The organism is Kitasatospora aureofaciens (assembly GCF_019192735.1).
GTDB classification, from domain to species: Bacteria; Actinomycetota; Actinomycetes; order Streptomycetales; family Streptomycetaceae; genus Kitasatospora; species Kitasatospora aureofaciens_A.
Genome location: NZ_JAHTKP010000022.1, coordinates 32,266 through 52,078, shown reverse-complemented (window position 1 = coordinate 52,078; position 19,813 = coordinate 32,266). Strand labels below are relative to the sequence as shown.

Below are 19,813 nucleotides of genomic sequence, written 5' to 3'. Positions count from 1 at the left end.
CCCGCTCCCCACCCTCCCTCGCACCGCACTACTCCCTAGGATCGTCATGTCTTTCTCCAGCCGTGAATGGCACCTCACCGCCCGCCCCGTCGGCGAGCCCAAGGACTCGGACGTCGTGCTCAGGACGGCCACCGTGCCCGACCCGGGCCCCGGCCAGGTCGTCGTCCGCAACGACTACCTCTCCGTCGACCCCTACATGCGCGGGCGGATGAACGAAGGCGAGTCCTACATCCCGCCGTTCGGGCTGGGCGAGGCCATGACCGGCTCGGCCGTCGGCACCGTCGTCGCCTCGCAGGCCCCCGAGGTCCCGGTCGGCGCGACCGTCACCCACTTCCTCGGCTGGCGCGAGCACGCCCTGCTGGGCGCCGCCGACGTCCAGCTCGTCGACCCCGAACTCGCTCCCGCTCAGGCGTACTTGGGCGTCCTCGGCACCACCGGCCTGACCGCCTGGGCGAGCCTCAAGGAGGTCGCCCCCGTCCAGGAGGGCGACGTCGTCTTCATCTCGGGCGCCGCGGGCGCGGTCGGTTCCGTCGCCGGGCAGCTCGCCCGCAAGCTCGGCGCCTCGCGCGTCATCGGCTCGGCCGGCGGCCCGGTCAAGGCCGAGCGGCTGACCGCGGACTTCGGCTACGACATCGGCCTGGACTACCGCGCGGGCGACATCGCCGGGCAGCTCGCCGCCGCCGCCCCGGGCGGCATCGACGTCTACCTCGACAACGTCGGAGGTGACCACCTCGACGCCGCGATCCGGACCATGAACCTGCGCGGCCGCATCGCCCTGGTCGGCGCCATCTCGATGTACAACGCCACCGAGCTGCCCGCGGGCCCGCCGCACCTGCCGCTCGCCATCGGCAAGCGCATCAACCTGCGCGGCATGAACGTCAGCGACCACTTCCACCTCGTGCCGGACTTCGCCCGGCAGGTGGGCGGCTGGCTCAAGGACGGCTCGCTCGTCACCGACGAGACCGTCGTCGACGGCATCGAGAACGCCTTCGAGGCGTTCCAGGCCATGATGCGCGGCGCCAACACCGGCAAGATGCTCGTCCGCCTCCCGCGGGCATGACGTCGCCGACCACCCACGGCGAGGCGGCAGAGGCGCCCCGCTCGACCCCGTACCAGGAGTACCACCATGTCTGACACCGAAGCTCTCGTCGCGTCACTGCGGGCCACGTTCCGCTCCGGCAGGACCAAGCCGCTCGCCTGGCGCCGCGCCCAACTGACCGCATTGCGCGCCCTGTTCACCGACAACCGCGAGGCCATCGCCGACGCCCTCCACGCCGATCTGCGCAAGCCGCGCCCCGAGGCGTACGGCGCCGAGGTCGACCTCCCGGTCCGCGAGATCGACCACACCCTCGCCCACCTGGAGGAGTGGCTCGCCCCCGAGCCGCTCGGCGCCCACGCCCTGGCCGGGCTGCCGGAGGGCACGACCGCCGGCACCCACTACGAGCCCCTGGGCACCGTCCTCGTCATCGCCCCCTGGAACTACCCGGTCCAGCTCTCGCTCGTCCCCGTCGCCGGGGCGCTCGCCTCCGGCAACACCGTCCTCCTCAAGCCGAGCGAACTCGCCCCCGCCACCTCGGCGTTGATGGCCCGCCTGGTGCCCGAGTACCTCGACCGGGACGCGGTCGCCGTCGTCGAGGGCGGGGTGCCCGAGACCACCGAGCTGCTCGCCCAGCGCTTCGACCACATCTTCTACACGGGCAACGGCACCGTCGGCCGCATCGTCATGCGCGCGGCCGCCGAGCACCTCACGCCCGTCACGCTCGAACTGGGCGGGAAGTCCCCCGTGTTCGTCGACCGCGACGCCGACATCGACACGGTCGCGACCCGCCTGGCCGAGTCCAAGTTCCGCAACGCCGGCCAGACGTGCGTCGCCCCCGACTACGTCCTGACCGACCCGGCGACCGCCCAGCGCCTGGCAGCCGCACTCGCCGAGGCCACGGAGCGCATGTTCGGCAGCGACCCGCAGACCTCGGCCGCGTACGGACGCCTCGTCAACCAGCGCCACTTCGACCGGGTCGCCGCCCTGCTCGACTCCGGCACCCTCGCGTTCGGCGGCACCACCGACCGCGACGACGTCTACATCGCGCCCACCGTCCTGACCGGCGTCAAGGCCGAGGACCCGGTCATGCAGGAGGAGATCTTCGGTCCCGTCCTGCCGATCGTCGAGGTCGCGGACCTGGACGAGGCCATCGCCTTCATCAACGACCGCGACAAGCCGCTGGCCCTGTACGGCTTCACCGGGAACGCCACCACGCGTGCCCGCCTCGTCGCCGAGACGTCGTCCGGCGGCATCGGATTCGGCCTGCCCATGGCACACCTGCGCGTACCCGACCTGCCCTTCGGCGGCGTCGGCGAGTCCGGCCTCGGCAGCTACCACGGCCCCCACTCCATCGCCACCTTCAGCCACCGCCGCGCCCGCCTCGACGTACCGCTGAGCTGACCTCATCAGCCAGCCGAAATACGGTTGGTGACGCTCCGTCGGATCGGTACGGTCGCGGGCATGGCCATCCCGATCGTCGGGCGCCTCGGGGTGGGCGTGCCGGTCGGCGCGTACGAGCCCGGCACCGACGTGAAGCCGGTGTCGGGCTTCCACCGCCGCTGGCTCGGGAAGGTTCCGGCTCGCGAACCCGACGCCGAGGCGTGGCAGTTGCTGCGGGACGCCCTCGCGGGCGGGGACGTGACGCTGCTCACGGGGGCGCCGCTGAAGAATCCCGGCATGCTCCTGGAGCGGGAACCGGACGTGCGCATCGCCCGCTGGGTCGCGCAGGGCGGCTTCGCCGGGGACTCCGTCGTCCCGCCCGAACACCGTCTCCCCACGTTCGAGGGACGCGAGACCTGCCCGACGTTCAACTTCAACGGCGCTCCGGACGCCGCGTCGAAGCTCCTGGAATCGCCCCACGTCGGTGAGCGGGTGCTCGTCTCGAAGAACGTCTGCCACGGCGTCGTCTACGACGGCGCGATGCCGCCGCCGCCCTGTCGGCGCGGCGGCTCGCCCGGGATGGCGCTCGTGCGGGACGGCACGGGGGTCTACCTGGCCAGGCGCCGTGCGGGCAAGGCGTTCCACGCCCCGCTCGCGGCGGCCGTGGCGCTCGACGAATCCGTCTGCGCGCTGCGCGAGGTCGAGGTCTACCGCGAGCGCGGCGCCTGGGGCGCGCGCCCGGCGTCCGGCACCCGGACGCGGATCTCGGTCTCGGTCTCGGTCGACCACGCCCGCTTCCTGGACGTCCTCACCACGACCGAATGACGGCCCCTCGCCCCGAGTTCACGCCCGCGCAGTTCCCGGGTTCAGAGTTCCCCTGGCCTCCTCGGGCCACCGCCGGGTGCTCGCCGCAGTCCCGGCGAGCCGGCTGCCTCGGACCCCCGGTCGCCTTGTCTACCCCCAGTAGCCGGCGTGCACGGCGGCGGCCTCGGCGTAGAGGTACGGCCCCGACACGTCCACGGTGTTCCCGCCGGCGGCGAAGACCTGGCGGCACGGCAGGTCGAGCAGCGGCTCCTCGGGATCCACGCCCGCGAGGACGTTCAGCTCACTCGCCGCGAGCGCGTACACCACGCGCGGGATGCCGCTCCAGTAGATCGCGCCGGAACACATCGCGCACGGCTCCGTACTCGTGTAGAGCGTGGCGTCGGCGAGTTGCGCCGGGGTGAGCGTGCGCGAGGCCAGCCGCACCAGGTTGGTCTCCGCGTGGCCGGTGACGTCGTGGTCGGTCAGCACGGTGTTCTCGGCCGTGAGCAGGACCTTCCCGGTGTGGTCGGTGAGCAGGGCTCCGAAGGGATGGTTGCCGTGCTCGCGCGCGCTCGCCGCAAGCTCGATGGCCGTGAGCAGATGGGTGCGGATCTGATCGGTCATGACGTGCTCCTCGATGGTGAAAGACGGAGGTTATACGAATAACAGACGCCGGTCGAAGAGAACTTCTCCGTCGCGGGCAACCTTTCGCGGCCGGGCGGCAACCAAGGGGCGGAGCGCGGCGCGCGCTCCGGTGGCCCTGCCCTGGGGCGGGACCATCCGCCGGTTTGGTCGAAGGGGAAGCATCGCACCATGAGCAAGCATCGTCCGAGTCGCCGCCGGTTCCTGGTCCGGGCCGGAGCGGCGAGCATCGCCCTGGGCGGGGCGGCAGTCGGCGCCGACGCCCTCCTGAACGGCGCACAGGCCGCCACCACCGCGAGCGGCGGGTTCGGCTACACCGACGACGGCCGCGAGTACACCGTGAACACCGGCGCCGACCTGGTCTTCCGGGTCAGCAGGAGCACCGGCGACCTGACCTCCCTGGTCTGCCAGGGCACCGAGTACCAGGGCTACGGCGGGAAGAACTCCCAGGTCGAATCCGGCCTGGGCCCGTCCACGGTGAGCATCGCCCGGCACGGCCGGACGGTCCTGGTCAGCGTCGCCCACGGCACACTGCGCCACTACTACGCCGCACGCGAGGGCGAGAACAACGTCTACCTGTGGACCGACAAGGCGGACGACTCGATCACCGTCACCCGCTACATCGTGCGCGTCCGCCCCGGCCTGTTCCCCAATGACAACCCCGACTCCTGGGACGCCACCCAGGACGTCCTCATCGAGGCCCAGGACGTGCGCCGCAGGCCCGACGGCACCACCCGGTCCAAGCACTACTCCAACCAACGGGTCATCGACTACCGGTACGTGGGCTGGAGCAAGCCCGGCGTCGGCCTGTGGATGGTGCGCAGCAACCACGAGAAGGCGTCCGGCGGGCCGTTCTACCGCTCGCTGATGCGCCACTCCTACGAGGACGGCGCCGGCCTGTACGAGATCCTCTACTACGGCGAGAACCAGACCGAGCCGATGCGCTTCGGCCTCCAGGGGCCGTTCGTGCTCGCCTTCACCGACGGCGGCGCACCCCCGGCCGAGCTGTGGCACGACCGCATCGACACCTCCTGGGTGGACGAACTCGGACTGGACGGCTGGGTCGGCGACGACGGTCGCGGAGCCGTGGCCGGGGTGGGCATCTCGGGCCGCGACCCGGCCCTCGCGTACACCGTCGGGTTCGCCAACGCCGCCGCGCAGTACTGGGCGACCGCCGACCCGCGCACCGGCGCGTACGCCGCCCGCCGGATGCTGCCCGGCACCTACACCTGGACGGTCTACCAGGGCGAACTCGCCGTCCGCACCGGCACCGTGACCGTCCAGCCCGGCAGCACCACCGCCCTGCACACCATCGTCCTCAACCCCGCCGACGACCCGGGCCGGGCTCCGGTGATCTGGCGCATCGGCAGGTGGAACGGCACCCCGGCCGGCTTCCGCAACGCCGAGCTGGTCACCCACGCACACCCCTCGGACGTGCGTGCCGAGCCCTGGACCGGCGACTTCACCGTGGGCGGCTCCACGGACGCCGACTTCCCCGCCTACCAGTGGCGGGACGTCAACGACGGCCGGACCGTCACCTTCGACCTGACGGACGAGCAGGCCGCCCAGCCGCACACCCTCAACATCGGCATCACCACCGCCTTCCTCAACGGCCGCCCCCGGATCCGGCTCAACGACTGGACCTCACCCGTCCCCGCGCCCCACCCCGAACCGAGCACCCGCTCGCTCACGGTCGGCTCCTACCGGGGCAACAACCACACCTACGCCTTCACCGTCCCCGCCTCCGCCTTCCAGTCCGGCACCAACACGCTCACCATCACCGTCGCCTCCGGCAGCAGCGGCTCGCGCTTCCTGAGCCCCGGCTTCGCCTACGACTGCGTCGAACTGCTCGCCTGAGCCCGGCATCGGGCGGAGCCGCCCCGGCCACGGGAGGCTCCGCCCGATGCCTCCGCGCACCTACGGGAGTCCTTGACAGTGACATGTCCGCGTGGCGGATCCGAGCGGCCACACGAATCCGGGCGACGGCGGAAGCACGCCTCCGCCACCAACGGCCTTTGGGGGGCGCGCGGTTGATCCGGTTGAGCCAGGCTGCCTCCGGTCATGACAGGACGGGCACGGTGGGAGCCGGGGCGCCGACCGTGACGCATCGCGCCGACGGACAGCCCGCCGAGCGGTGGGCGGAAAGCAGACACTGATGAGCTTCGCGCCGAACCGACCCCTGCCCGCGGCCTCCGGGGGAGGGACGCTGGTCGTCGGTAGCGCGGCTGCGGGCAGTACCCCCGGAGCAGGGCTGAGCACTGTACGCGTTCAGCGGGGGCAGCGGCCGGCTCCGTGAGCACGCAACGGGGCGGCTCCTGTTCCGCGCGAACCAGGGCTTCGGCCTCGCTGACGGTCTTTCATATCGACCCGTCGTCCGGGGCGTTGACCCAGGCCGGGGAGTTGCCGGCGATCACCCAGCCCACCTCCGTCCTGCCGGTCGGCCCTTGAGCGGAGGGGCCGGTCCGGTCCCCGGGGCCGCGTCTCAGGAGACGGCGGCCAGGGCCTGCGCCGTGAGCATCTGCTCCAGTGCCAGCAGGGCCCGGGGGGTGTGCCGGGTGTCGATGCGGACGGCGTAGATGAACCGCGTCAGCTGCGGGTCGGCCAGCGGGCGCGCCACGACCTCGGTGGCGCCAGGGGGGAGTGCCAGCTTGGGCATGACGGCGACGCACAGGCCCGCGGCGACGAAGCCGAGCACGGTGTTGAAGTCGTCCCCGTCGTACTGGAGGCGTGCCCGGAATCCCGGTGTCTGGGCGATCTGGGCGAGCAGTTCCAGGCGCAACGCCGCCTCCGGGGCCGCGATCCAGGTCTCGGCGGCGAGATCGGCCAGGTCGATGACGTCCCGGTCGGCGAGGTGGTGGCCGGCCGGGACCACCGCCACGACCGGATCCCGTGCGACCAGCGTCCGGCGCAGCGTGCGGGGCGGCGGCATGGGGATGAAGTCGTAGTCGTAGGTGAGGGCCAGGTCCATGTCCCCCCGCTTGAGGCGGCTGTAGCCCGCTTCGGGCTCCAGTTGCGAGAGGCTGACCTGGACGTCGGGGTATGCCCTGTGCAGCTGCGCCAGCGCCTTGGGGACGATGCCGGTGGCGGCGGAGGCGAAGGCGCCCAGCCGGATCTGTCCGGCCGTGCCGGCGCGTATGGCGTCGAGTTCCGCGGACGCGGCGGCCAGGACGCTCCTGACGCCCTGCTCGGCGCCGAGGAGGACCTCGCCGGCCGGGGTGGGCCGTACGGGCCGGCGTTCGAGCACCCTGAGCCCCGTACGGCGTTCGAGTTCGGCGATCTGCTGCGAGACGGCGGGCGCGGTGTAGCCCAGTTCGCGTGCCGCCGAGTTGAAGGAGCCGTGGCGGACGACGGCTTCCAGGGCGGCGAGCAGGCGGGGGTCCAGCTTCTGCATGTTAACGCTCACTTATCTGTCGCGAAGATGTTGTTTCTTGAACTTGTTGGTGAACGGCAGCAGGATTCTTGCTTGCGGCCCCGATGCGCAAGCCTCCGCCTCCGCGGAGCGGCCGGTCGTTCCGCCACTGAGGGCACAAGCCCTGCGCCCCAGGCGAGTTGCTCTGGACACGAGCCCTTGAAGCCACTGTAGGACCACCCTCCGGGAGCACCTCTGTGAACCTGTCAGACAGCCGGACAGCCAGTCCGAGACCTCGGCGTGTGAGCGCCGTGGAAGCGGTGTTCGGCCACCTCCGCGGGGCCATCGAGCGCGGCGACTACGCGGTGGGGGACAGGCTCCCCTCCGAAGCGGAGCTGTGCCGCACCCTGGAGGTCAGCCGGCCCGTGCTGCGGGAGGCGCTGAGGGCCCTTGAGGCCATGGGGCTGACCGTCTCGAAGACCGGCAAGGGCACCTTCGTCGTGGCGACCGCGGTCGAGGGCCCGACCTTCGGCGACTACGCCGCCGGCGACCTCCTGGAGGTGCGCCGCCACGTGGAGATCCCGGTCGCCGGGTACGCGGCGCTGCGCCGCACTCCGGAGGACCTGGACCGCCTGGCCCACCTGCTCGACCGGATGGAGCGGGAGACCGACACCACCGCCTGGGTCGCGCTGGACACCGTCTTTCATCTGACGGTGGCCGAGGCATCCCGCAACCCGGTCTTCCGCCGGGTGATCGAGGAGATCCGCGACGCGCTGGCGCGTCAGTCGGCCTTCCTCAACGAACTGGGCGATCGCCGCGAGCAGTCCGACTGCGAGCACCGCGCGATCCTCGAAGCACTGGTCGACGGCTCCGAGGCGGACGCGGTGGAGGCCATGGCCCACCACCTGCGCCGCGTGGAGGCGACCCTCACCGACATCCTGCGCCCCCGACGCGCGGGCACTCCGACAGAAGGCAGACCCGAGGCGTGAGCGAGCAGTTCCTCAAAGACGAGAAGCGCCCCTCCACCCGACACGTCGACGCCGGGGACACCGGCTACAGCAAGTCCTTGAAACCCCGGCACGTCAACATGATCGCCATCGGCGGCGCGATCGGCACCGGCCTGTTCCTGGGCGCTGGCGGCCGTCTCGCCCAGGCCGGGCCCTCCCTGTTCGTCGCCTACGCCGTCTGCGGCGTCTTCGCCTTCCTCGTGGTGCGGGCGCTCGGCGAACTCGTCCTGTACCGGCCGTCCTCCGGAGCCTTCGTCTCCTACGCCCGGGAGTTCCTGGGCGAGAAGGGGGCGTACACCGCGGGCTGGATGTACTTCCTCAACTGGGCGACCACCGGGATCGCCGACATCACCGCGGTGGCCACGTACACCCACTACTGGCACCTGTTCTCCGACGTCCCGCAGTGGGTGATCGCTCTCATAGCCCTGGCGGTGGTCCTCACCGTGAACCTCATCTCGGTGCGGATCTTCGGTGAACTGGAGTTCTGGTTCGCCATCGTCAAGGTGAGCGCGCTCGTGGTCTTCATGGGCATCGCGATCGTCCTCCTGGTCACCCGGCACCCGGTGGACGGCACCGTGCCCGGCCCCGCGCTGATCACCGACAACGGGGGCGTCTTCCCCAACGGCCTGCTGCCGATGCTGCTGATCATCCAGGGGGTGGTGTTCGCCTACGCCTCCGTCGAACTGGTCGGCGTGACGGCGGGTGAGACCGAGAACCCCGAGAAGATCATGCCGAAGGCGATCAACTCGATCATGTGGCGGGTGGGCCTGTTCTACGTCGGCTCGGTGATCCTGCTGTCGATGCTGCTGCCGTGGAACAAGTACAGCGCCGGGCAGAGCCCGTTCGTGACCGTGCTCTCCCACATCGGCGTGCCGGCCGCCGGCAGCGTGATGAACCTGGTGGTCCTCACCGCGGCGATGTCCTCGCTCAACTCCGGCCTCTACTCCACCGGCCGCATCCTGCGCTCCATGGCGGTCAACGGCTCCGCCCCGCGCTTCACCGCCCGGATGAGCCGCAGCCAGGTGCCCTACGGCGGCATCCTGCTCACCAGCGGCATGTGCGTCCTCGGCGTGGGCCTCAACTTCGTGGTGCCCGCGGACGCTTTCGAGATCGTGCTCAACCTCGCGGCGATCGGCATCCTCGCCACCTGGGGCATGATCATGATCTGCCACCTGTTCTTCTGGCGGAAGACCCGGGCCGGAGAGCTGACCCGGCCCGCCTACCGCCTGCCGGGCTCGCCCTGGACCGAACTCGTGACGCTGGCCTTCCTCGCCGCCGTCCTGGTCCTGATGTACGCCGACGGCGGGGCCGGACGCACCACCGTGCTCTGCGTACCGCTGATCGCCGCCGCGCTGGTCGCCGGCTGGTACGCGATCCGCGGCCGTCGCGCGCGTGTGGCCGCCAAGGATGGTGGCTGACCGCGGCTGAGGGCGCGCCGCCGCTCCGGGGTTCGGAGCGGCGGCGCGTTCAGCGCTGCCCGGTCAGGCCCGGCCGGCGGCGGCCGGGATCAGCCGCACGTCCTCCGGTGCCCCGGCGTTGTGGCGCTCGGTCCAGGTGGTCAGCGCGGACTGGCAGGCGTGGTCGAGGTGCCGGAGCCCGGAGAGGTCCAGCTCCACGACGCGGTCGGCCGGGGTCGCTTCGAGGGCGTCGAGGAGCTTGGGCAGCCGGAGGAAGGTGGCGTTGCCCGTCAGTCGGACCCGGAGGAGGCCGCCGGGCCGCTCCTCGGTGTCCACGTGCAGGCGGGAGGTCTCCCAGGCGGCCTTGACGACCGACAGGCCCAGGCCGATCAGCACGCCCTCGAACATGTTGACCGTGACGATGGCGACGGCGGTGGCCACGAGGACGAGCGCCTCCGCCCGGTGCTCGCGCCACAGCGGCCGGAGCTGTTTGAGCGGCAGCAGCTTGAACCCGGCGTGCACCAGCACCCCGGCCAGTGCCGCGACGGGAATGACGCCGAGTGCCGCCGGGAGCAGGGCGGCGAACAGCAGCAGCCACACCCCGTGCAGCACGCGGGACGCCTTGGTCCGGGCACCGGCCTGGACGTTGGCGGCGCTGCGGACGATGACGGCGGTCATCGGCAGGGCGCCGAGGGCGCCGCAGAGCGCGTTGCCCGCGCCCTGGGCCATGAGCTCCTTGTCGTAGTCGGTGCGCGGCCCGTCGTGGAGGCGGTCGACGGCCGCCGCGCTGAACAGGCTCTCGGCCGAGGCGACGAGGGTGAAGGCCACGACCGTCAGGAGCAGGGCCGGGGTGAACTGCCCGATCACGCCGGCGCCGGGCGGCTGTACGGCGTCCAGCAGGCCCTTGACCTCGACCTTCTTCACCGGGAGCTGGAGCAGCCAGGTGGCGCCCGTACCGAGGGCGACGGCCACCAGCGCGCCGGGGACGACCCGCACCCGGGCGGGCAGCCGCTGCCACAGCACGATCACCGCGACGGTGCCGGCGCCGATCAGGAAGGGGTACAGGGCGGCGGGTTCGGAGAGGAGCCGGAGCAGCAGGCCGGGGAGCCCCAGGAGCTTGCCGGTCCCGCTCGCGGGTGCGGGCCGGTCGGCCATCGCGTAGAGCTGCCCGGCGATGATCACCAGGCCGATGCCGGCCAGCATGCCCTCGACCACGGCGACGGAGATCGCGCGGAACCAGCGGCCCCAGCGCAGTGCTCCGAGCAGCAGTTGGAGCAGTCCGGTGGTGATGACCACGACGCCGAGCGCGGGCAGTCCGAACTTCTGCACGGTCTCGGCGACGAGGACGGTCAGCCCGGCCGCCGGCCCGCTGACCTGGAGGCTGCTGCCGGGGAGCGCGCCGGTGACGAGGCCGCCGACGATGCCGGTGATCAGGCCGAGTTCGGCGGGTACGCCCGAGGCGACGGCGACGCCGACGCACAGCGGGAGAGCGACCAGGAAGACGACGAGCGAGGCGGTGAGGTCGTACTTGAGCGTGGGAAATCGCATGGGAGCCCTCAGTGGTGGGAGTCCGGGTGTGATGGACCGCGGTGTCACAGCGGCAGGAAGTCGCCGCTGCCCGGCCGGTGGGTGAGGACGGCGCCGGTGTGCACCTCGTAGAACCAGCCGTGCAGGCCGAGCCGGCCTTCGCGGACCCGGCGCGCGACGCTCGGGTGGGTGTGCAGCTTCTCCAGCTGGTCCAGCACGTGCCGCTGCACCGGGGTGGCGAGGTCGTGGCTCGCCTTCCCGTCGGTCGTCAGCGCGGTGCCGTCGGCGAGCCAGTCGCGCACGGAGGGCACTCCGGTGAGGTCCTCGCCGCGGACGACGGCGCCGACCGCGCCGCAGTGGGAGTGGCCGCACACCACGATGTCGGCGACGCCCAGGACCTCGACCGCGTACTCGATGGTCGCGGCCTCGGCCGAAGGGGCGGACGGGCGGTGCGGTGGGACGATGTTGCCGGCGGTCCGCATCTCGAAGAGTTCGCCGGGCCGGGCGCCGGTGACGGCGGAGGGGATGATGCGGGAGTCGGAGCAGGTGATGAACAGCGCCTGCGGCTTCTGGCCCTCGGCCAGGCGCCGGAGGGCGTGGCCGTCCTGGGCGGCACGGCGGCGGAAGGTGCGGGCGTGGTCGATGAATCCTTGCATGTCGGTGCCTCGGGCCCTTCGGAAGTCGTGTCGGAACGGTGACTTCGGGACCGTGCCCGCTCGCTCGGCTCTCTCGGCTCTCTCGGCTCTCTCGGTACGAGGGCAGCGCGCAGCGCGGCGCCGGCAGGCGCGATCACTGCCGGGGCCGTCGTGGACTGCGGGGAGACGGGCGGTGGGGCACCCTCCTCGGGGTGCCGCCGCCGGTGAGCGTACGGGCGCGGTCGGTGCCGGTCAGCAGCGGAACACCTGGAGGAGCGCCGCACAGGGCGGTCTGAGGGCCGCGTGCGGCGTACGGGGGGCGCGGGCCGGCGACGGGTCGTCGGCGCAGGGGCCGTCGGCGAGGGAGCGATGCAACTCCCGGATGCAGCTGGGGAGTTCGACATTGCGGACGCGCGTCCAGCCGAGGCCGGGCGGGCACTCGGGGGTCACCCTCTCCTCGACGAGCTTCGCCTCCGGGGCGACCCGGGCGTAGCAGCGCTCGTCCCGGGTGAGGGCGGAGGCGGACTGGGACAGCACCAGCAGTCCCAGGACGGCCACGAGGGCGACGGCGACGGCGCCGATCACCCTCCTGACCATGGACATCGCGGTTCCCTTCCCTGCCCGGGGATTTGTTGAACTGTCGTCAATTCTGACGGGCGCGGGCAGGTCAGGGTTCCGGGTGCCGGTGAACGGTCCGTGAATGACTTCGGCCGAGCGGTGATGATCCGTGCGGTCCTGTCACGGAATGCGGTCGACCGGTGAACCGTTCGCGAAGCGGACGCCAACTCGGTGTCCGGGCAGGCCGATCGGGCCGATCAGGCCGCCGCGTCGAGGTCGGAGGCGATCAGCTCGGAGAGCACCTGGAGGGCCTCCTCCGCCCCGTCGCCGGAAGCGGTGAGCTCAAGGGTCTCGCCGTGGCGGGCGGCCAGGGCGAGGACGGACAGCAGGCTGCGGGCGTCGACCGGGGTCTGGTCGGGGCGGCCGACGGTGACCTTGGCCTGCTGGCGGGCGGCGGCCTGAACGAGCAGGGATGCCGGGCGGGCGTGCAGACCGCTGCTGGAGCCGACGGTGATCCGGATCGAGTGCATGAGGAGTCCTCGGGAGGAAGGGGCAGGGAGCGCCGACCCGGGTGGGAGCCGGGTCGGCAGGAGGAGGGATCGCGGTGGCCCGCGCGCAGAGTGGGGCGCGGGCCGCCGGATCGCTGCCGGGTCCCCGCAGTCCGGGGGCGGTCGCGGGGTCCGGCAGTCTGTGGTTTTACGCCCGTTGGCGTGTTGTTTCGGTTGGTTGTACGCCCGATTACATCGGGATGTCAACACATTCGGACGCCTTGCCCGGGCTCGCGCCAGGAGGGAATCGGCTCTTGCTTTTCCGGCCGATGCGCGTATGGTCGGACCACATCAGGCGTAAACGGACATGAAACGGACCCAATCCCACATGTACGCACCCGAGCGGCAGCAAGAGATCCTCCGCCTCGCCCAGAAACAGGGCCGGGTGGACGTGCCGACCCTGGCCGAGGACTTCGACGTCACGCAGGAGACCATCCGCCGTGACCTGAGCGCGCTCGACCGGGCCGGCCTGCTGCACCGGGTGCACGGCGGAGCGCTGCCCGCCGGAGCACTGAACCTGGAGCCCGGGCTGGCCGAACGGGACTCCACGGCCGCGGCCGAGAAGGAGCGCATCGCCAGGGCGGCCCTGGCCCTGCTGCCCGGCGAGGGCAGCGTGATCCTGGACGCCGGGACGACCGTCTCCCGCCTGGCAGGACTCCTGCCGATGGACTGTGCCCTCACCGTCGTCACCAACGCCCTGCCGATCGCGGCCCGGCTCGCCGACCACCCGGGGCTCGCCCTCCACCTGGTCGGGGGGCGGCTGCGCCACCGCACCCAGGCGGCCGTCGACGCCTGGGCGCTGCGCGACCTGGCGGACGTCCACGCGGACGTCGCGGTGGTCGCCACCAACGGCTTCTCGCCGGAAGGGGGCCTGTCGACGCCCGACCTCGCCGAGGCGGCCGTCAAGAGGGCCATGCTCGCCGGCGCCCGGCGCGTGGTCCTGGTGGCCGACTCGTCCAAGTACGGCGCCCGCCACTTCGCCCGCTTCGGCTCGCTCGACCAGGTCGACGTCCTGGTCACGGACGTCGGACTCACCGACGAGCAGGCCGCCGAGATCGAGAACCACGGACCGGAAGTCATCCGCGCATGATCGTCACCATCACCCCGAACCCCAGCCTCGACCGCACCTACGAGCTGGGAACGCTCACACCGGGCGAGGTCAACCGGGCCGAGCACGACCGGCTCGACCCCGGCGGAAAGGGCGTCAACGTCTCCCGCGCGCTCACCGCCGCCGGCCACCGCACCACCGCCGTCCTGCCGTTGGGCGGGCCCTCCGGCCGGCTGCTGCGCGACCTGCTGCGCGGCCAGGGCATCGACGTCGAGGCGGTCGCGATCTCGGGCGACACCCGGATCAACGTCTCGATCGCCGAGCGGGGCGGCAGCCTCACCAAGGTCAATGCGGTGGGCCCCGAGCTCAGTCCCGCGGAGTCGGCCGCGCTGCTGGAACTCGTCCGCGAGGCCCAGAAGTTCGGAGACCGCGCCGGGACCGGCGTCGAATGGCTCGCCTGCTGCGGCAGTCTGCCGCGCGGGCTGGAGCCCGAGTGGTACGCCGAGTCGGTCGCCCGGGCGCACGCGGGCGGCGCCCGGATCGCCCTGGACACCTCCGGCCCCGCCCTGGTGGCCGCCCTCGCGGCCCGCCCCGACGTGGTCAAGCCCAACCGGGAGGAACTCGCCGAGGCCGTGGGCCGTCCGATCGCCACCGTCGGCGACGCCGTGGACGCGGCCGGGGAGCTGCGCGAGCGCGGCGCCCAGCAGGTCCTGGCCAGCCTCGGCGCGGACGGGATGCTGCTCGTCGCCGAGGAGGGCAGCTGGTTCGGGAGCGCGCCGGTTGCCGTCGTGCGCAGCGACGTGGGAGCGGGCGACGCCTCGCTCGCAGGCTTCCTCGGGGCCGGCGGGACCGGCCCCGGGGCGCTCGTGGCGGCCCTGGCGCACGGCGCCGCCGCCGTACAACTGCCGGGGAGCGCCATGCCGACCCCGGCCGATCTGGACCCGGCCGCCGTGGTCGTGACGGCGGACATCCCGCTCGAACGACCGCTGCGCGGCTGAGAACGGCCTCCGCGCCGGAGGCAGATCCGCCCGACCGTGTGGGACGGAACGGCGACCATTCCCGGGGGCAAGGGAAGACCGTCAGGCACCAGTTGAAGGACCGACCAGATGAGCGACACCAGCGGACTGATCGCACCCGCACTCGTTGATCTCCACCTCGCCCCCTCGGACAAGGGCGAAGCCCTCCGCTCCCTGGCCCAGCGGCTGGTCGCCGAGGGGCGGGTGAGCGACCTCGACGGCTTCCTCACCGACGTGGCCGCCCGCGAGGCCCAGGCACCGACCGGGATGGGGGACGGCATCGGCATCCCGCACTGCCGATCGGCCCACGTCACGCAGCCGAGCCTGGCGTTCGGCCGTAGCACCAGGGGCGTGGACTTCGACGCCCCGGACGGGCGGCCGGCCGACCTGATCTTCATGATCGCGGCACCGGCCGGTGCGGACGACACCCACCTGCAGATCCTCGCCGCGCTGGCCCGCCGGCTGATGGACCCCGCCTTCACCGGCGCCCTCCGCGAGGCCGGGAGCCCGGGTGAGGTCGCGGCCCTGATCAACGGCGAGGAGGCACCGGCTCCGGTTTCGGCTCCGGTCCCGGTTTCGGCTCCGGCTCCGGTTCCGGAGACCGCCGTGGCCGCGGAGGCGGAGGCGGAGGCTTCCACCGGCGCGCTGCGGCTGGTCGCGGTGACCTCCTGCCCGACCGGCATCGCCCACACGTACATGGCCGCCAAGGCCCTCGAACTGGCCGCCGCCCGGGGCGGCGCGCTGATCCAGGTGGAGACCCAGGGCTCGGCCGGGACCACCGTCCTGGCGCCCGAGGTGATCGAGGCCGCCGACGCGGTGATCCTCGCCCACGACGTCGAGGTCCGGGACCGTGCCCGCTTCGCCGGCAAACCGACCGTGGACGTGGGGGTGAAGGCCGCCGTCAACCGCGCCGACGACCTGATCGCCCAGGCGGCCGAGCTGGCCGCCGAGTCCGGCCCGGCCGCGCGCCCCGCTGCCGCACCGGCTCCCGCGGCGCGCGCGCAGGCGGGTGAGCACTGGGCCCAGCGGCTGCGCAAGTACCTGATGACGGGCGTCAGTTACATGATCCCCTTCGTCGCGGCGGGCGGTCTGCTGATCGCCCTCGCCTTCGCCATCGGCGGCTACGAGATCGCCTCCGCGCCGTCCGTGCTGGGCCACTTCGACTGGACCTCCTCGCACAGCTGGGCGGCGATGCTGTTCCAGACCGGCAAGACCTCCTTCGGGTTCCTCGTGCCGGTCCTGTCCGGATACATCGCCTGGGCGGTCGCGGACCGGGCGGCCCTGGCCGCGGGCATCGCCGGCGGTGCCGTCTCGGTGGCGGTCGGCGCGGGCTTCCTCGGCGGCATCGTGTCGGGCCTGGCCGCGGGCTTCCTGGTGCTGTGGATGATCCGCTGGAACGTGCCGCGCGCGGTCAGGGGCATCATGCCGGTCGTGGTCATCCCGCTGCTGTCGGTGGCGGCGGTCGGCTTCCTGATGTTCGTGGTGGTCGGCTCGCCCATCGCCTCGGCGATGAACGGCCTCACCGACTGGCTGAACGGACTCTCCGGCTCCAACGCGATCCTGCTCGGCGCTCTGCTCGGCGCGATGATGGCCTTCGACATGGGCGGTCCGCTCAACAAGGTCGCCTACACCTTCGCGGCCGGTGCGCTCACCACGGCGGGCACCACCCCGGATGCGGGCAGCCTCAAGGTGATGGCCGCCGTGATGGCCGCCGGCATGACCCCGCCGCTGGGCATGGCCCTGGCCACCGCCGTCCGGCGCGGTCTGTTCACCGCCGAGGAACGGGAGAACGGCAAGGCGGCCTGGGTGCTCGGGGCCTCGTTCATCACCGAGGGCGCGATCCCGTTCGCGGCGGCGGACCCGTTGCGGGTCATCCCGGCGGCCATCACCGGCAGTATGACGGCCGGCGGAATGGTGATGGCCTTCGGCTCCACCCTGCGGGCCCCGCACGGCGGGATCTGGGTGCTCCCGCTGATCGGCAGTCCGCTGCTGTACCTGGTCGCGGTGGTGGCGGGCACGGTGGTCACCACGGTGGTGGTGGTCCTGCTCAAGGGGATGCGCAAGGACGCCGCCCCGACGGCTCCGGAATCCCCCGTCGCCGAGAAGGGGCTGGCCGGCGTCTGATCCGGCAGCCGGACCCGCACAGCAGGGCGCCCGCTCCACCGAGCGGGCGCCCTGCTGTGCGTGGAGCGGCGGCCGGGCCCGGGCCCGGCCGCCGCTCAGGCCGTCAGCCCGCCGGGGCGAAGCCTCCCCAGACGGAGGCGGTGCCTCCCGCCGACTGGGCCTCGACGCGGTAGCTGTCGCCGGCGGTCACGCGCACACCGGTGGCGTGGTTGTACTGCCCGGCGAACTCGTGCTGTCCCGCCGGTACGGTACGGCCGGGCTTGAGGACCCAGCGGTAGACCAGCGCGCCCCCGGACTCCTGGACGGTGACCGTGAAGTCGTCGGGCGACAGCGTCCGCCAGTTGCCGGTGTCCCGGACGCCGCCGGTCTGCACGATGCGTAGTTCGACGGTGAGCGAGGTGAGCGGCTGGCCGGTCCTGAGGAGCAGGTCGTTCTCGTTCCAGTAGATGGTGCTGTGCGGGCTGATCGATCCCGCCGACCAGAGCGGGCCGCTCTGGGCCCGGGCGCTCGCCGAGGGGCTCGGGTGCGGGCTGGTCGGGGTGGTGGTGGCCGGGGCGGCGGTGGCCGGTCCCGGGGTCCCGCCGGGAGGGGGAGTCGAGGGCTCCGGCGCCGGCGGGACGGTGGGGGAGGAGGGCGCGGCCGGGGCGACCGTGGGCTCCGACGGCAGCGGGGAGTGGGAGAGCTCTGCCATGGCGAGGCTGCCGGTGGCCAGGATGCCGGCGGTGGCCAGCCCGGCGAGGGCGGCCCTGGGCCAGGACCTCAGACCCGACCGTGTGCGGTGACGGGTGGCGGGACCGGCCATGCCGCGCTGGACGCGGGCCAGCATCCTGGCGCGGTCGGGCTGATGGGCCTCGGCCGCCTCGTGCAGCTGCCGGGAGATGTGCTCGTTCACCGGTTCCTCCTTCCTGTCGTCAGTTCGCCGACGGCTCGTTCGCCGAGCAGCTGCTTCAACTCGGCCATGGCCTTCGAGGTCTGGCTCTTCACCGTACCGACCGATATGCCCAGCGCCGCCGCGGTGTCCTTCTCCGAGAGGTCGAAGGCGTGCCGCATGACCACGCAGGCCCGCTTGCGGAACGGCAGCCGGGCGAGTGCCGCGCGGACGTCCAGGACCGCCGCGACGTCGGGGCCCGAGGTCTTCTCCGGGCTGCGGGACCAGAACAGCAGGACCCGGCGGCGCTCACGGACCGCGCTGCGGATCCGCTCCCGGGCCATGTTGGCGACCACTCCCCGGGCGTAGGCGAGCGGGTGGTCGGCCGCGCGGAGCCGGTCCCAGCGTTGCCACAGGGCGACCAGGGCGTCCGAGGCCAGGTCGTCAGCCGCGTCCGTCTCGCCGGTCAGCAGATGGGCGAGACGGGCGAGTTCGGCGTAGTGGCGTTCGAAGAAGTGGTGGAACTCCGCGGACGCGTCATCGAGGAGCATGTCCCTCGGTCGCCCTCTCCCTGCAATGTGAACGTTAACAAGAGGCGTGAGCCTAGCAGGGTCCCGTCCCGGGGCTGCGTCGCGGTCGTCGCCCCGCAGGGTCGTGACCTGCGGCTGCCGGGCCGGCGGCGCGCTCAATGCCGTGCGAACTGGGCGTGGGCGGACTGCACGACGTCCGGCTGCAACGCGATCCCGTCGACGGTCAGCCGCTCGCCGTAGATGTCGGTGACCCTGATCGATCCGCCGCAGCCGCTGCCGTCGGGGGAGAGGAAGTAGTTGTAGTCGGTGCGGCTCAACCTCCGCCAGCCGCCGCCGGCCTGGACCTCCAGCGCCGCCACCGGGTTCCGGTGACCGATCACCTGGATCCCGCACCACCACTGGCTCGACCCGGTCTTGTACCGGACGGACATGCTGTCCGGCGCCGCCGGGCTCAGCAGCGTCCAGGTGATCGGGAGGCGGCCCACGGAGAGGTCGGCGAGCTTGGCGAAGGCCTCGTGGCTGAGGTCGAGCTGCCCGGGAGCGCAGGGCAGCGGGCACTCGTTGACGATCCGCACCGTGATGCTCGCCCCGCCGGCGGAGCGGACCTGCACGTACGCCCCGCACGCGCCGGACGTCTCGTAGTCGGTGTGGTTCATCGCCGCGATCATGAGGTCGCCGGACGGCCCGAACGAGCAGGCGCCGTTGCCGTCGGCCGCGTCGTAGGAGGTCGCCACGCCCTGGTAGCTCGTACCGGGCCTGATCCGCCAGGCCAGTGATGCCGGGCCGGCGGCCGCACGGCTGCCGGCGGTCGCCGACGCGGACGCAGTCGCGGAGGCGGACGGCTTCGGGGAGGAGGAGGCGGAGGAGGAGGCGGAGGAGGAGGCGGAGGTGGAGGCGGAGGGCGACGGCGTTCCGGCCGACGGCGACGGCGTCGGGGCGGTGGGGGACGGCTGCGCCTCCGGGGGCGTGGCACCGTCAGGGCCGCCGGAGGCGGTCGGCACGGCCTGCCCGGTGGCTGCGACGGCCGCCGCGACGGGCTGCCCCGAGCCGCTCCCGCCGCCCCCGGTGAGCGCGAAGGCCAGGCACACCACCAGCCCGACGGCCACCAGTGCCAACGGAACACCCATGACCAGCACTCGCCCGCGCCGTGCCCGGGGGACGGCGTGCTTCGTTGCCCTCATGTCCATCCAATTCGGTAGATCGAGTCGACGTTGCACCAGTCAGTGGCCGCCGCGGGCGGAAAGGTTGCCGCCCGGTCGCCGGTTCCTCCGCGGCCCTCCGCAGCCCTCCACGGCCCTCGCCGGCCGGCCCGGGGCGGACGGCGCAGCCACGCCGTCCGCC

The 19,813-nt window shown here is 72.7% G+C and carries 18 protein-coding genes; 9 read left to right on the top strand and 9 right to left on the bottom strand.

Features of this window, described 5'->3' with window-relative positions; translation table 11 throughout:
• Positions 1-46: 46 nt before the first annotated feature.
• From KV557_RS21915 to KV557_RS21905, 3 genes are all read left to right on the top strand, one after another.
• Positions 47-1,060 carry an NADP-dependent oxidoreductase gene (locus tag KV557_RS21915; RefSeq protein WP_218202798.1) on the top strand — a complete coding sequence of 338 codons (1,014 nt, stop codon included), beginning with the start codon at positions 47-49 and terminating at the stop codon, positions 1,058-1,060.
• Between the two features lie 66 nt (positions 1,061-1,126).
• Positions 1,127-2,440: an aldehyde dehydrogenase family protein gene (locus tag KV557_RS21910; RefSeq protein WP_218202796.1), complete on the top strand. Its 1,314-nt coding sequence runs from the start codon at positions 1,127-1,129 to the stop codon at positions 2,438-2,440.
• A gap of 60 nt (positions 2,441-2,500) precedes the next feature.
• On the top strand, positions 2,501-3,244 hold the full coding sequence (locus tag KV557_RS21905; protein ID WP_218202795.1) for a nucleoside hydrolase: 744 nt from the start codon (positions 2,501-2,503) through the stop codon (positions 3,242-3,244).
• A 129-nt stretch (positions 3,245-3,373) separates the two neighbouring features.
• Here KV557_RS21905 and KV557_RS21900 read toward each other — a convergent pair whose 3' ends face one another.
• Positions 3,374-3,847 carry a nucleoside deaminase gene (locus tag KV557_RS21900; RefSeq protein ID WP_218202793.1) on the bottom strand — a complete coding sequence of 158 codons (474 nt, stop codon included), beginning with the start codon at positions 3,845-3,847 and terminating at the stop codon, positions 3,374-3,376.
• A 189-nt stretch (positions 3,848-4,036) separates the two neighbouring features.
• Here KV557_RS21900 and KV557_RS21895 point away from each other — a divergent pair, with 189 nt between their 5' ends.
• Complete coding sequence (locus tag KV557_RS21895; RefSeq protein ID WP_218202792.1) at positions 4,037-5,722, top strand: rhamnogalacturonan lyase B N-terminal domain-containing protein; 1,686 nt, start codon at positions 4,037-4,039, stop codon at positions 5,720-5,722.
• A gap of 625 nt (positions 5,723-6,347) precedes the next feature.
• On the opposite strand, the gene KV557_RS21890 is transcribed toward KV557_RS21895, so the two are convergent.
• Positions 6,348-7,256: a LysR substrate-binding domain-containing protein gene (locus tag KV557_RS21890; protein ID WP_218202790.1), complete on the bottom strand. Its 909-nt coding sequence runs from the start codon at positions 7,254-7,256 to the stop codon at positions 6,348-6,350.
• Positions 7,257-7,525: 269 nt separating this feature from the next.
• On the opposite strand from KV557_RS21890, the gene KV557_RS21885 reads away from it, so the two are divergent.
• Both KV557_RS21885 and KV557_RS21880 read left to right on the top strand, forming a co-directional pair.
• Positions 7,526-8,203: a FadR/GntR family transcriptional regulator gene (locus tag KV557_RS21885; RefSeq protein ID WP_218202933.1), complete on the top strand. Its 678-nt coding sequence runs from the start codon at positions 7,526-7,528 to the stop codon at positions 8,201-8,203.
• Complete coding sequence (locus tag KV557_RS21880; protein ID WP_218202789.1) at positions 8,200-9,639, top strand: amino acid permease; 1,440 nt, start codon at positions 8,200-8,202, stop codon at positions 9,637-9,639. The genes KV557_RS21885 and KV557_RS21880 overlap by 4 nt, the downstream gene beginning before the upstream one ends.
• Positions 9,640-9,702: 63 nt before the next feature.
• Here KV557_RS21880 and KV557_RS21875 read toward each other — a convergent pair whose 3' ends face one another.
• From KV557_RS21875 to KV557_RS21860, 4 genes are all read right to left on the bottom strand, one after another.
• A complete protein-coding gene (locus KV557_RS21875; protein WP_218202788.1) occupies positions 9,703-11,166 on the bottom strand; it encodes a SulP family inorganic anion transporter in 1,464 nt (487 codons plus the stop codon).
• A 44-nt stretch (positions 11,167-11,210) separates the two neighbouring features.
• Entirely contained in the window at positions 11,211-11,801 is a 591-nt protein-coding gene (locus tag KV557_RS21870; protein ID WP_218202786.1) for a carbonic anhydrase, read from the bottom strand.
• Between the two features lie 231 nt (positions 11,802-12,032).
• The gene (locus KV557_RS21865) at positions 12,033-12,383 is read right to left on the bottom strand and encodes a hypothetical protein (protein WP_218202784.1); all 351 of its coding nucleotides are present in this window, start codon (positions 12,381-12,383) and stop codon (positions 12,033-12,035) included.
• A 212-nt stretch (positions 12,384-12,595) separates the two neighbouring features.
• The gene (locus tag KV557_RS21860; RefSeq protein ID WP_218202783.1) at positions 12,596-12,868 is read right to left on the bottom strand and encodes an HPr family phosphocarrier protein; all 273 of its coding nucleotides are present in this window, start codon (positions 12,866-12,868) and stop codon (positions 12,596-12,598) included.
• A gap of 346 nt (positions 12,869-13,214) precedes the next feature.
• On the opposite strand from KV557_RS21860, the gene KV557_RS21855 reads away from it, so the two are divergent.
• The 3 genes from KV557_RS21855 to KV557_RS21845 all read left to right on the top strand — a co-directional run bounded on the left by KV557_RS21855 (position 13,215) and on the right by KV557_RS21845 (position 17,074).
• Complete coding sequence (locus tag KV557_RS21855; protein WP_218202781.1) at positions 13,215-13,976, top strand: DeoR/GlpR family DNA-binding transcription regulator; 762 nt, start codon at positions 13,215-13,217, stop codon at positions 13,974-13,976.
• On the top strand, positions 13,973-14,932 hold the full coding sequence (gene pfkB, locus KV557_RS21850; protein WP_218202779.1) for a 1-phosphofructokinase: 960 nt from the start codon (positions 13,973-13,975) through the stop codon (positions 14,930-14,932). The genes KV557_RS21855 and pfkB overlap by 4 nt, the downstream gene beginning before the upstream one ends.
• A gap of 108 nt (positions 14,933-15,040) precedes the next feature.
• Positions 15,041-17,074, top strand: a complete 2,034-nt coding sequence (locus KV557_RS21845) for a PTS fructose transporter subunit IIABC (protein WP_218202777.1) — start codon at positions 15,041-15,043, stop codon at positions 17,072-17,074.
• Positions 17,075-17,177: 103 nt separating this feature from the next.
• On the opposite strand, the gene KV557_RS21840 is transcribed toward KV557_RS21845, so the two are convergent.
• The 3 genes from KV557_RS21840 to KV557_RS21830 form a co-directional block, all read right to left on the bottom strand.
• On the bottom strand, positions 17,178-17,966 hold the full coding sequence (locus tag KV557_RS21840; protein WP_218202774.1) for a hypothetical protein: 789 nt from the start codon (positions 17,964-17,966) through the stop codon (positions 17,178-17,180).
• Positions 17,963-18,493, bottom strand: coding sequence for a SigE family RNA polymerase sigma factor (locus KV557_RS21835; RefSeq protein ID WP_218202773.1), 531 nt, complete (start codon positions 18,491-18,493; stop codon positions 17,963-17,965). The genes KV557_RS21840 and KV557_RS21835 overlap by 4 nt, the downstream gene beginning before the upstream one ends.
• Positions 18,494-18,627: 134 nt before the next feature.
• Positions 18,628-19,653 carry an expansin EXLX1 family cellulose-binding protein gene (locus KV557_RS21830; RefSeq protein ID WP_218202772.1) on the bottom strand — a complete coding sequence of 342 codons (1,026 nt, stop codon included), beginning with the start codon at positions 19,651-19,653 and terminating at the stop codon, positions 18,628-18,630.
• Between the last annotated feature and the right edge of the window lie 160 nt (positions 19,654-19,813).